This window comes from Nonomuraea sp. NPDC003214 (assembly GCF_053590035.1).
The window spans coordinates 160,728-172,647 of sequence record NZ_JBSFSX010000009.1 but is presented as its reverse complement, the minus strand read 5'-3'; the positions used below and the strand labels follow the sequence as shown (position 1 = coordinate 172,647).

Below are 11,920 nucleotides of genomic sequence, written 5' to 3'. Positions count from 1 at the left end.
GCATGAGCTGGCAGCGTAAGATCAACAAGGCGCTGGTCAGGTTCACCGGATTCCAGGTCAATCGAGTAGGGAACCAGGGTATTACGAAGGCGGCGGCCCCCGCGCCCGCCAAGCCGGCCGAGGCCGAGATCCGGCCGCCGGCGGACCCGGCGGCGGACCGGCTCCTCACCGCCCCCGTCTTCATCATCTCGCCGGTGCGGTCCGGCTCCACCCTGCTTCGTTCGATCCTCAACGCTCATTCGGCACTGCACGCCCCGCACGAGCTCCACGTGCGGCGCCTCAGAGTGGAGTTCGGCACGACCCTGGCCAGCAAGGCGATGGCGGCGCTCGGCCACAACCAGGCCGATCTGGAGCACCTGCTCTGGGACCGGGTCCTGCACCGCGAGCTGGTCCGCAGCGGCAAGCGCTACATCGTGGACAAGACCCCGGCGAACGCCTTCGCCTACGAGCGGCTCGCCACCTGCTGGCCGGACGCGCGGTTCGTCTTCCTGCTGCGCCACCCCGCCTCCATCGCGACCTCCTGGCACGAGGCCAGCCCCGACAAGCGCACCCCCGACGAGGCCGCGCTCGACGCGCTGCGCTACATGAAGGCGGTGCAGCGGGCCAAGTCCGCGCTCCCCGGCCTCACCGTGCGCTACGAGGACCTCAGCGCCGAGCCGGAGAAGGTCACCCGGGAGATCTGCGAGTTCCTGGGCGTGGAGTGGGAGGCCGGGATGCTCTCCTACGGCGAGCAGTCGGTCATCCAGAAGGGCCTCGGCGACTGGCGGGACAAGATCCGCACCGGCACCGTCCAGCCGGGCCGCGAGCTCCCGCCCGAGGAGTCCGTCCCCGAATCGCTCAAGCCGATGTGCCGGAGCTGGGGGTACCTCCCGTGAAGATCCGCTATCTGATGCTGCACGCCTACGGCATGGGCGGCACCATCCGCACCGTGATCAACCAGGCCAACGCGATGGCCGAGCACGGGCACGACGTGGAGATCATCAGTGTGGTGCGGCGGCGGGAGAAGGCGCAGTTCGCCATCCACCCGGGTGTCCGGGTCAGCACGCTCGTCGACCAGCGGCAGGGCAGGCAGGCCGACTCGCTGCCGCGCAAGGCGTGGCGCCGGGTGCGCGGCAAGATCGTGCCGCGCGGCGAGTTCGCCGCCGACTACTTCACCGAACGGGTGGAGAAGGCGGTCATGGACTACGTCGCCGGGCTCGACCACGGCATCCTGGTCACCACCCGGCCCGCGCTCAACCTGATCGCCGCCCGCCGGGCCGGCAAGGGCGTGGTCAAGGTGGCCCAGGAGCACATGAACCTGACCGCCTACCCCGAGACGATCCGGCGGGACATCGCCCGCTACTACGGCAGGTTCGACGCCGTCGCCGTGCTCACCAAGACGAACCAGCGCGAATACCAGCAACTGCTGCCGGGCGCCCGGATCGTGCAGATCCCCAACGCCGTGCACAAGGTCGACCAGGAACGTTCCCGCCAGGAGAACCCGGTCGTCCTCGCCGCCGGGCGGCTCGTGCCCCAGAAGGGGTTCGACATGCTCATCCCGGCCTTCGCCGAGGTCGTCAGGGAGCACCCGGAGTGGCGGCTGCGCATCTTCGGCACCGGCCCGCGCAAGCCCCAGCTCGCCGCCCGCATCGAGGAGCTCGGCATGACCGGGCACATCTCGCTCATGGGCCGCACCGACCGGCTCGACGCTGAGCTGGCCGACGCCTCCGTCTACGTGCTCAGCTCCCGGTTCGAGGGGCTGCCGATGGTGATGATCGAGGCCATGACGCACGCGCTGCCGGTCGTGGCCTTCGACTGCCCGACCGGGCCGCGCGACGTGCTGACCGACGGGGTCGACGGGGTGCTGGTGCCGCCGCGCGACACCGAGGCGCTCGCCGCCGCGCTCAAGGAGGTCGTCGCCGACCGCAGGAAGCGCCTGGAGATGGGCGAGGCCGCCGTGGTGACCTCGCGCGCCTACGGTCCCGACGTGGTGATGCCCCAGTGGGCGGACCTGTTCGCCGAGCTGCTCGGCGAACCGGCCCGCCGCTGACGGTGACGGCGGCTACCAGTCGCCGTCACCCTCCTCCTCGCCGCCCTCGAACGCCTCCTCGATGAGCTCGCCGGCGACCATGCCGCCGACCACGCCCATCGCCCCGGCGGCGACCATCCCGCCGAGCCCGCCGCCCCCGTGGTGGTGGCGCTCCTCGTGGTAGTGGTGGCCCTGGTGGTGGTGGCCGCCGCCGTAGGCGCTCAGCCCGGCCAGCCAGCCGCCGATCTCGGCCGCCCAGTCCATGCGCAGGGCCTCGTCGTGCCCGACGCGGAAGCGGCCGATGGCGTCGCCGTAGCCGCCGGAGCGCTTGTCGGCCTCGATGACGACGTGCATCCCCTCGGCGTCGGCGACGAACGTGAGCTCCGCCTCCTTGATCTGCCCGGGCGGCCCGTAGAACTCGATCTCCTGATAGACCGGCAGCTCCTGGTGGATGCCGTGGATGCGGCCCACCTCCACGTCCGCCGACTTGAACGCGAACCCGAGCTGCAGGAACGCCTCCATGACCCGCTGCTGCGACGGCAGCGGCTCCACGCTCAGCGGGTCGAGGTCGCCCTTGTCGACGGCCTTGGCGATGGCCAGCTCGGTGCGGACGCCGAGCCCCATCCCGGTCAGCGGCTGCCCGCCGACCTCGCTCACCGGCGTCTCCCACGGCACGGCGACCTCGAACGGGATCGTCCGCGCCTCCCCCTTGGCGAGCGTGAACGGCCCCGAGACCCGCATCCGGTGCAGCTCGGCGAGCCCGTGGGCCTCGCCGTCGCCGATCTCCGCCTCGGCCCGGGCGACCAGGCCGAGCGTGACGTGCTCGATTTCGGCGTCGAAGTCGCCGCCCTTCAGCCGCACCTCACCCGCCAGGAGCCCGCCGGGCCGCACCCGCGGGGTGGTGAGGACGGTGTCGACCGAGGGGGCTCCGACGCCGAAGGCGCCCAGCATCCGCTTGAAAACCACGTGATTACTCTCCGTTCCGGTACGGCTGGCGTACCGGAGAACGATCACGGGTTCGGCGCGGTTCCCGTCATTCCCTGGCGGTCTTGAGCATCAGCTCGGCCACGGCGACGTCGACGCTCTGGCTCAGCGACACGTGGCCGAGCAGGTCGGTCTGCCGCAGCACGTTGACCAGGTGGGGGGTGGGCCGGGCCAGGATGACCTCGCCGCTGCCCTCGGCCCGCATGCGTTGCAGCACCGCGGCCAGCACGCCGATGACGGAGGAGTCGTAGAAGATCAGGTCGGCCAGGTCGAACACGAGCACCGGGCCGGGCGACCAGTCCCACACCGCGTCGACGTGGGCGCCGAACCGTTCGCGCCCGGCGTGGTCCAGCTCGCCGGCCGCCACCAGGACCGTGCACTCCCGGTGCCGGACCGTCTCGATGCGCAAAGCGGCCACGCACTACGCCTTCCCCGGGGCCCTGCCGTTAGTCCGGTGACTCGGGGGTAGGACGTAGGCCGTGACCGCCCCCTCAGTCGCCCCCCGGATCGCCGGTGAGCTCGCCCGTGAGGTCCCGCAGCATCGAGCGCAGGACGCGGTCGAGCGCGGCGCTCTCGCCGGACGGCACCAGGGCGGCCAGCCGGTGCAGGTTGGCGGCGTGGTCGGTGAGCGTGGCGTCGATCACCCGCCGGCCTTCGCCGGTGAGCGCGATGCGGAAGCTGCGCCGGTCGTCGGGGTCGAGGCTGCGCTCGACGAACCCGGCGGCCTCCAGCCGGTCGAGCCGGTTGGTCATCCCGGCGCGCGAGAGCCGCAGCACCGCCGACAGCTCCGACGGGATCATCGTGTACGGGCTTCCGGCGCGGCGCAGCGCGGCCAGCACGTCGAACTCGCCGGGGCGCAGCCCGTGGCGGGCGAAGACCCGCTCGACGTCCGCCTCCAGCAGCCTGGTGACCTGGACCAGCCGGGCGAACAGGCCGAGCGGCTCCAGGTCGAGATCGGGCCGCTCCCGGCGCCACTGTCGCAGGACGGCGTCCATGGGGTCGGGTTCGGCGGTCATGGTCAACGATTCTACGGAGGTGAGACCACGATCACATCGATCCGGATACGCGGCATTCGTGAGGCCTATATGGTTTGGGACGGGGTTGAATTGGCTATCGGGGAGGTTCCTGCACCATGAGCCGGGGTACGAGCATCCTTCGTCTGACCGGGGCCGCCGCCGCGGCGGGCGTGCTGGCCGCGGCCATCGCCCTGCCGGCCATCGGCGGCGCCGGCGCGATGTTCGTCAGCGCCTCGGAGGACCTCAACCTCAAGCCCGAGGACCTCAAGGAGCCGCCGCTGGCGGAGAAGACCACGGTCCAGGACGCCAAGGGCAACGAGATCGCCACCTTCTACGAGGAGTACCGCGAGGTCATCCCGCTCTCCCAGGTGGCCGAGGTGATGAAGACCGCGATCATCTCCATCGAGGACTTCCGCTTCTACGAGCACGGCGCCATCGACATCGAGGGCACCATCCGCGCCCTCGCCAAGAACCTCAGCTCCGGCGGCATCGCCCAGGGCGGCTCCAGCATCACCCAGCAGTACGTCAAGCAGGTGCTGGTCAACTCCGCCGTCACCGACGAGCAGAAGGCCGCGGCCACGGAGGCCAGCTACGCCCGCAAGCTCAACGAGCTGCGCTACGCGATGGCGATCGAGGAGAAGTACACCAAGGACCAGATCCTGGAGAAGTACCTCAACATCGCCTACTTCGGCGCGAGCGCCAACGGCGTGGAGGCGGCGGCGAAGCGGTTCTTCGGCGTCTCGGCCTCCGAGCTGGACCTGGCCCAGGCCGCCACGCTGGCCGGAGCCGTGCAGAACCCCAACAGGACCGACCCCAACCTCGGCAGGAAGCAGCGCGCCGCCCTGCTGGAGCGCCGCAACATCGTGCTCAACCGGATGGCGGAGCTCGGCAAGATCACGCCGCAGCAGGCCGAGGAGGCCAAGGCCAAGAAGCTCGGCTACAAGGGCACCCCGCTGCCCGGCGGCTGCGAGACCAGCAAGTACCCGTACTACTGCATGTACGTGCGCGCCGAGGTGCTCGGCAACCCGATCTTCGGCAAGTCCAAGACCGAGCGCGCCCAGCTGCTCAGCCGGGGCGGCCTGACGATCCGGACCACGCTCGACCCCAAGATGCAGAAGGCCGCCGAGGCCGCGATCAAGAAGCACGTGCACGCCTCCGACCGCCCGGTGGCCTCCGAGGCGCTGGTCGAGCCGGGCACCGGCCAGATCAAGGCGATGGCGGCCAGCCGCAAGTACGGCAACAACAAGCGCAAGAACGAGATGTCGTACAACGTGGTCGCCAACGCGGCGCACGGCGGCGGCGTGGGCTTCCAGCCGGGGTCGACGTTCAAGACGTTCACGCTGCTCACCGCCCTCAAGGAGGGCATGAAGATCAACGACGGCCTCTCGGTGGGCGCCGGCTACCGGGCGCCCGGCTATTCGACGTTCAAGAACTGCAAGGGCGAGAGCATCGGCGACCCGTCGCACACCGTCACCAACGACGAGGGCTCGGGCGGCTTCAAGACGCTGCAGACCGGCACCTGGGGCTCGGTCAACACGTTCTTCATGAAGCTGGAGGAGAAGGTCGGCCTCTGCGACACGATCAAGACCGCCAAGTCGCTGGGCATCGAGCGGGCCGACGGGCTGCCGCTGCTGGAGTTCTCCACGTTCACGCTCGGCACGAACGAGATGGACCCGGTCACCGTGGCCAACGCCTACGCGGCGATCGGCGCCCGGGGCAAGTTCTGCGAGCCGATGGTGATCACGCAGATCACCGACCGCTACGGCAAGGTCAAGAAGTACGACCCGAAGTGCAAGCAGGTGCTGGACCCCGAGGTGGCCGACGCGGCGGCGAACGTGCTGCAGGGCGTGTTCACCCACGGCACGATGCGGGGCGTGGGCGGGATCGGCCGTCCGGTGGCGGGCAAGACCGGCACCTCCGACGCGCAGGCGACGGCCTGGTTCGCCGGGTTCACGCCGGACCTGGCGGGCGCGGTGAGCATCGGCGACCCGCGCGGGGCGCAGAAGTACAAGCTGAACGGCGTCACCATCGGCGGCAAGTACTACGGCTCCGTGTTCGGCGCGAGCGTGCCGGGGCCGATCTTCAAGGACACCATGATGGCTGCGCTCAAGGGCACCAAGGCGACGCCGTTCCACCCGATCAACACCGCGCGCTTCGGCGGCTGCGGCTCCAGCTGCGCGCCGGTGCAGCGGGACCGGGACGAGGCCGGCCAGCGGGAGGACCTCGAGCTGGGTGACGGCACCGTGCGCTTCGACGACGGGATCGGCCGCTGAGCTCACCGTCCTCCTTACTCGCTGCCAATGGCCCAGTACAGAGGGCCTGTTAACGGCGGCGAAACATTGATAACGTGGGAGCGCTCCCAGGGATCTTCGGCGCGAGGTGCTGAGAATGTCCGAGCAGCCCACTTTGGCACAGGTCGCGGCGGCCGCTGGGGTTTCCCCGGCAACCGCCTCCCGAGTTCTCACCGGCTCCGTCCGGGTCAGCACGTCGACCCGCAGGCAGGTCTACGAAGCGGTGTCCCGGATGGGTTACGTGCGCCAACGAGCCCCCAGGGGATCGGTGTCGAGAGCCGCCGCGACAGGCGTGACCGCGGTCGTCTGCGATCATCTGCCGCGATTATTCTCCGAACCGTACTACGCGCGGCTCCTGTCGGCCACCGGCGCCGTCGTCGCCGAGCACGGCACCCATCTGATGGTGACGACCGTCAACCCCGCCTCGTCCACGCTGCCCACGCTGTCCGGCGCGGTGCTGCTCATCGGCGCCCGTGAGCGCCATCCCCTGGCCATCAAGCTGTGCACCTCCGGCATCGCGGTGCGCAACATCGGCCGCCCGCCCCACGATCTCAAGCTCCCGTTCGCCGACGTCGACAACCAGGACGGCGGCCGGCAGGCGGCCGAGCACCTGCTGCTCACCGGCCGCCGCGCCGTGGCGGCCATCGGCGGCCCGCCGTCGCTGCCCGCCGCCCGCGACCGGCTCGACGGGCTCGTCCGCACCCTGCGCGAGGCCGGCATGGCCGAGGTGCCCGTCGCCTACGGCGACTTCACCGCGGCCTCCGGCACCCACGCCATGCAGTGGCTGCTGCGCCACGCCCCCGGCCTGGACGCGGTGTTCGCCGCCTCCGACCTGATGGCCGCCGGCGCGATCCAGGCGCTGCGGCGGGCCGGCCGCCGGGTGCCCGCCGACGTCGCGGTGATCGGGTTCGACGACGCGCCCGTCGCCAGGCACACCAATCCGACGCTGACCACGGTCCGCCAGCCCGTTGAGGAGGTCGCCACCATCGCCACCCGGCTCCTGCTGTCAGGAACGACGGGCATCGACCCGATCCTCCCCACGGAACTGGTCATCCGTGACTCGGCATGAGCCCGGGGACATCCTCGCCCGCAGGTACCTGCTGCTGGACCCGCTGGCCACCGGCGGCATGTCCGTCATCTGGCGGGCCTTCGACCAGTCGCTGCAGCGGGTCGTCGCCGTCAAGGTGCTGACCTCGTCCCTGCAGACCGGTCTCGTCGACCGGATGCGCGCGCGGAGCGAGGCCAGGGCCGCCGCCCGGTTCATCCATCCGGACGCCATCGAGATCTACGACTACGGGGAGGCCGTGACCGCCAACGGGGAGGTCGCGGCCTACGTCGTGATGCCGCTGCTCGACGGCACGCCGCTGGCCGAGCGGGTGGCGAACGGGCCGCTGCCGTGGCCGCGCGCGGCGGCCATCGGCGTGCGGCTGGCCCGCGTGCTGGCCGCCGGGCACGCGCGCGGGCTCGTGCACCGCGACGTCACCGGCGAGAACGTGCTGCTCACCGCCGACGGGCCGAAGCTGCTCGACTTCGGCATCGCGGCCTGGGCCGGCGACCCCGACGACGACCGCGGCACCCCGCCGTACGTCGCCCCGGAGCGGCTCGACGGCGCCCCCACGCATCCGGCCGTGGATGTGTACGCGCTCGGCGTGCTGCTCTTCACCATGATCACCGGGCGGACCCCGTACCCGGAGACCACGTGGGAGGAGATCGAGGCGGCGCGCCGCACCTCGCCGGCTCCGCGCCCGGCGGGGGCGCCGCACGCGGTCGCCACGCTCTGCCAGCGCTGCCTGGACCCGGACCCGGCCCGCAGGCCCACGGCCGACGAGGTGGCCACGGCGCTGGCCGCCGCGCTCACGCTGCCCAGGCGGCTGCGCAAGGGCCTGGCGGTCGTGGGCGCGGCGGCGGTCATGTCGGTCGCCGCGTCGCTGGCCATGTCGGTGCTCGTGTGGTTCCAGCCCCCCGCCGAGCGGGCCGGGCCGGAGGCGGGCCCCTCGCCCACGGCCGCGGCGTCGTTCCCGGAGTCCGAGCTGTTCACGCGGTCCGAGCCGATCCCGCAGGCCGAGCCGTTCCCCGGGTCCGAGAGCCCGCCGGTCGAGGCGCGGACCATGCGGCAGGCGGTCGACGGGTTCCACAGCGCGCTGGAGACCGCCGTGTGCGGGGCCACCGACGGTGACGTGGCGCTCGACCTGAAGCAGGTGCTGCGCGGCGTGCTGGTGACGCCGGGCCAGGAGGAGACCGGGCTGGCCTCCCTGCGCCGCAAGCTCACCGACCGCGAGCGCGAAGGGAGGCTGACCCCGGGGTGCCGGTCGGCGCTGGAGGTGTCGCTCAACGAGATCACCGCCGCCCGGCGGGCGCCCTAGAAGGCGCAGGTGTAGCCGGAGGGGAGCTGGGTGCTCGACGCCGGGCGGGTGGCCTGGAAGCCGAACGTGGTGCTGGCGCCGGGCGCCAGCGTGCCGTTGTAGGGCAGGCTGGTGGCCGTCACCGTCTGGCCGCTCGTGGTGAGCGTCGCGCCCCAGGAGCCCGCGATCGCGTGGCCCGCGGGCAGCGTGAACGTGACCGACCAGCGGCTCGCGCCGGACGAGCTGCCGTTGGTGACGGTCACCGGCTGGATGACGTAGCCGGTCGACCAGCTCGTCTGGGTGGTGGGGGTGACCTCGCAGTCGCCGCCGCCGCTGCCCGGCAGGGTGGTGGCCGTGACCGCCGCCGACTCCGGCGAGGTGTTGCCGGCGCCGTCCCTGGCGCGGACGCGGTAGCTGTAGGTCGTGGCCGGGGTCAGGCCGGTGTTCGTGAACGACGTGGAGGCGGTGGTGCCGACCTGGGTGTAGGCGCCGCCGCCGGTCGAGCGCAGGATGTCGTAGCCGGCCAGGCCGCTGCCGCCCGAGTCGGTGGCGGCGTTCCACGACAGGGTGGTGGCCGTGGCGGTGGTGTTCGCGGTCCGCAGGCCCGACGGGGTGGTCGGCGGGGTGGTGTCGGTGCCGCCGCCCGTGGTGGTGAACGAGAAGTCGTCCACGGCCAGGCCCGCGCCGCCGATCCACGGCTCGAAGCCCGCCTGGACGCTCGTCAGATACCAGGAGCGCTGCCCGTAGCCTCGGCTGACCACGTCCGCGTAGAACGTGTCGATCGCGAAGTCGATCGAGGTCGCCGGGGAGGTGCGGACGTAGGAGATGACGTTCCAGCCGATGTTGCCGAACCAGACCTCCCAGGAGGACCCGGCCAGGTTCACGGTGCCGACGCGGTTGCCGATCGGCTGGATGGAGCCCTGCCGGTTGAGCCAGATCATCAGCTCGGCGCCGGTGTTCTGCCCGTCGGTGCGCGGCGTCGGGTCGAACCACAGGTCGTAGGAGGCGTTGTACGTGCCGCTGCCCGGATAGGTCATGCGCACGCTGGAGCGCAGGTTGCCGAAGCCGCTCGCGCTCGCCTGCATCGGCAGGCCGCTGCCGGTGGTGCAGTTGGCGTAGTGGCACCCCGCGTAGATCGACGGGTAGCCGGCCGGGGCCCCGCTGGTGGAGTTGTTGTGCGCGGACTGGGTGACGGTGAAGCCGCCGCTCTGGTCCACGTCGATGCACTGGGCCGTGTCGGCGCCCCAGACGTTGTTCTGGACGATGTAGCGCCCGCTCTGGACGCTCGTGGAGCCGTACTTCTCGCAGATCACCGGCGCGGCCTCGGCCGGGGCGGCGACGATGAAGGTGGCGAGCAGGAAGCCGACGAACAGGTATAAGCGCCTCATGGCACGCAGGATTCGCCAGCGTCCGGACGCCCGGCAACCGGCCGGGGGCGGCGGGCCGGGCCGTCACAGCGCGCACCAGGGGAAACCTGCACGGTGATCGGCTGAAAGTTTCACGCCACGTTGTCGAACGAAGTGAAGACGTGTTGTAATGCGGCCACGCGAGTGCTGCCGGGCGGGCGGGTCGTGGCGGGTTCCTTCGTCATGCGAGCAAAGGAATCACCCATGAGAGTCTTCCGTTCGGCGGCCGTGGCGGTCGCCGCGGCCCTGGCCTTGATCACCGCTGCCTTGGTCGTCCCGGCCCAGGCGCACGGCGTCACCATGTTCCCCGGCAGTCGCACGTTCCTGTGCTGGCAGGACGGCCTGCGCGAGAACGGCGCCATCCAGCCCTACAACCCGGCCTGCGCGGCAGCCGTCGCGCAGAGCGGCACCACGCCGCTCTACAACTGGTTCGCGGTGCTGCGCTCCGACGCCGGAGGCCGGACCACCGGCTTCATCCCCGACGGCCAGATCTGCAGCGCCGGCACCGGCGGCCCGTACGACTTCACCGCCTACAATGCCGTGCGCAACGACTGGCCGCTGACGCACCTGACGTCGGGCGCCAGCATCACCATGCGGCACAGCAACTGGGCCGCGCACCCGGGCTCGTTCGTCTACTACGTCACCAAGAACGGCTGGAACCCGAACGCCCCGCTGAAGTGGTCCGACCTGGAGCAGTTCGGCAGCGTCAGCAACCCGCCGCAGTCGGGCGGGCCCGGCGGGCTCAGCTACTACTACTGGAACGTGCAGCTGCCCTCCGGCAAGAGCGGCCGGCACATGATCTTCGTCCACTGGATCAGGTCGGACAGCAACGAGAACTTCTACAGCTGCTCCGACGTCACCTTCGACGGCGGCAACGGCGAGGTCACCGGGGTCGGCCCCGGCGGCAGCACGTCCAGCCCCAGCCCCGACCCGACCATCACCCCGACCGACCCGCCGCCTCCCGGGGGCTGCACGGCCACGCTGCGCGCCACCGACACCGGCTGGGCCGGCCACTTCCAGGGTGAGGTGACCGTCCGCAACACCGGCACGACCGCGATCAACGGCTGGAAGGTCAACTGGACCTTCAGCGGCGGCCAGGGCTTCGAAGGCTCGCCCTGGAACGGCGTGCTGAGCGGCCAGCCGCCGTCGGTCGAGGTGAAGAACGCCTCCTACAACGGGCAGATCGCGCCGAACGGCTCCACCACGTTCGGCTTCAACGGCACGGGCAGCGTGCCGAGTCCCGTGCCCGCGCTGACCTGCACGCCCGCGTAGGTCATCGGGATGCTGGAAGACGTGCGGAGGCCGCGGGCGCGGCGGGGACGGGTCATCGCCGTCACCGCCGTGGTCGTGGCCTCCGTCGCCGGGGCGGCGCTGGCGGCGAACCTGTGGCGGCCCGGACTGCCGTCGCAGCTCAGGGAGCCGCTCGCCGCCCGGGTGACGGAGATCCTGGAGAAGTCGTCCCCGGCCGAGCACCACGAGCACGGCCACGAGTTCGGTGAGGACGCGGGGAGGGTCGTGTGCGCCGTCGAGCCGTTCGGCGTCGCGCCGGAGAACGCCGCCACCGTGTCCGAGGTGCGGTGGGTCTACGCCCGCCACATGTGCGCGATCACCGGCGCGGGCGCCGAGTGGGCGATGTCGGTGCGCGTGTCGGGCCCGCTGGCCGTGCGCCTGCACGACCCGGTCGAGGTACGGGTGCCGGAGCCCGGCGCCGGCTATCCGGAGCGGGTCAGGCTGGTCATCCCGCCGCGCCTGCACGAGGAGGCGTTCGCCGAGTTCGCCGATGACGAGGTGATCGAGGCGGCACGCCGGCGGTTCACCGAGGCGCGTTAGCGGGCAGGTCGAACGCGGCCGGCGAGAGGGGGAGGACTCTCCG

11 protein-coding genes are annotated in these 11,920 nt (G+C 71.6%); 7 read left to right on the top strand and 4 right to left on the bottom strand.

Going from position 1 to position 11,920, the window contains the following annotated elements; genetic code table 11:
- Positions 1 to 2: 2 nt before the first annotated feature.
- Both ACWDXC_RS28710 and ACWDXC_RS28705 read left to right on the top strand, forming a co-directional pair.
- Positions 3 to 875, top strand: coding sequence for a sulfotransferase family protein (locus ACWDXC_RS28710; protein WP_449986790.1), 873 nt, complete (start codon positions 3 to 5; stop codon positions 873 to 875).
- On the top strand, positions 872 to 2,029 hold the full coding sequence (locus ACWDXC_RS28705; protein ID WP_449986789.1) for a glycosyltransferase family 4 protein: 1,158 nt from the start codon (positions 872 to 874) through the stop codon (positions 2,027 to 2,029). Before ACWDXC_RS28710 ends, ACWDXC_RS28705 begins: the two co-directional genes overlap by 4 nt.
- Before the next feature lie 12 nt (positions 2,030 to 2,041).
- Here the strand turns inward: ACWDXC_RS28705 and ACWDXC_RS28700 are convergent, their stop codons facing one another.
- The 3 genes from ACWDXC_RS28700 to ACWDXC_RS28690 all read right to left on the bottom strand — a co-directional run bounded on the left by ACWDXC_RS28700 (position 2,042) and on the right by ACWDXC_RS28690 (position 4,008).
- Complete coding sequence (locus ACWDXC_RS28700) at positions 2,042 to 2,974, bottom strand: sporulation protein (protein ID WP_449986787.1); 933 nt, start codon at positions 2,972 to 2,974, stop codon at positions 2,042 to 2,044.
- Between the two features lie 67 nt (positions 2,975 to 3,041).
- Positions 3,042 to 3,410 (bottom strand): STAS domain-containing protein, encoded by a 369-nt coding sequence (locus ACWDXC_RS28695; RefSeq protein ID WP_449986785.1) that lies wholly within the window; start codon positions 3,408 to 3,410, stop codon positions 3,042 to 3,044.
- A 73-nt stretch (positions 3,411 to 3,483) separates the two neighbouring features.
- On the bottom strand, positions 3,484 to 4,008 hold the full coding sequence (locus tag ACWDXC_RS28690; protein ID WP_357583163.1) for a MarR family winged helix-turn-helix transcriptional regulator: 525 nt from the start codon (positions 4,006 to 4,008) through the stop codon (positions 3,484 to 3,486).
- Positions 4,009 to 4,124: 116 nt separating this feature from the next.
- Between ACWDXC_RS28690 and ACWDXC_RS28685 the strand changes: the two genes are divergently transcribed.
- The 3 genes from ACWDXC_RS28685 (at position 4,125) to ACWDXC_RS28675 (ending at position 8,662) form a co-directional block, all read left to right on the top strand.
- Positions 4,125 to 6,281 carry a transglycosylase domain-containing protein gene (locus tag ACWDXC_RS28685; RefSeq protein WP_219501553.1) on the top strand — a complete coding sequence of 719 codons (2,157 nt, stop codon included), beginning with the start codon at positions 4,125 to 4,127 and terminating at the stop codon, positions 6,279 to 6,281.
- Between the two features lie 115 nt (positions 6,282 to 6,396).
- The gene (locus tag ACWDXC_RS28680; protein ID WP_219501552.1) at positions 6,397 to 7,368 is read left to right on the top strand and encodes a LacI family DNA-binding transcriptional regulator; all 972 of its coding nucleotides are present in this window, start codon (positions 6,397 to 6,399) and stop codon (positions 7,366 to 7,368) included.
- On the top strand, positions 7,355 to 8,662 hold the full coding sequence (locus ACWDXC_RS28675; protein ID WP_449986782.1) for a serine/threonine-protein kinase: 1,308 nt from the start codon (positions 7,355 to 7,357) through the stop codon (positions 8,660 to 8,662). Before ACWDXC_RS28680 ends, ACWDXC_RS28675 begins: the two co-directional genes overlap by 14 nt.
- Here the strand turns inward: ACWDXC_RS28675 and ACWDXC_RS28670 are convergent.
- Complete coding sequence (locus ACWDXC_RS28670; protein WP_449986780.1) at positions 8,659 to 10,029, bottom strand: GH12 family glycosyl hydrolase domain-containing protein; 1,371 nt, start codon at positions 10,027 to 10,029, stop codon at positions 8,659 to 8,661. The genes ACWDXC_RS28675 and ACWDXC_RS28670 overlap by 4 nt on opposite strands.
- Positions 10,030 to 10,251: 222 nt before the next feature.
- On the opposite strand from ACWDXC_RS28670, the gene ACWDXC_RS28665 reads away from it, so the two are divergent.
- Both ACWDXC_RS28665 and ACWDXC_RS28660 read left to right on the top strand, forming a co-directional pair.
- Positions 10,252 to 11,319 carry a lytic polysaccharide monooxygenase gene (locus tag ACWDXC_RS28665; protein ID WP_219501549.1) on the top strand — a complete coding sequence of 356 codons (1,068 nt, stop codon included), beginning with the start codon at positions 10,252 to 10,254 and terminating at the stop codon, positions 11,317 to 11,319.
- A 21-nt stretch (positions 11,320 to 11,340) separates the two neighbouring features.
- Positions 11,341 to 11,877 carry a hypothetical protein gene (locus tag ACWDXC_RS28660; protein ID WP_364171304.1) on the top strand — a complete coding sequence of 179 codons (537 nt, stop codon included), beginning with the start codon at positions 11,341 to 11,343 and terminating at the stop codon, positions 11,875 to 11,877.
- Positions 11,878 to 11,920: the final 43 nt, after the last annotated feature.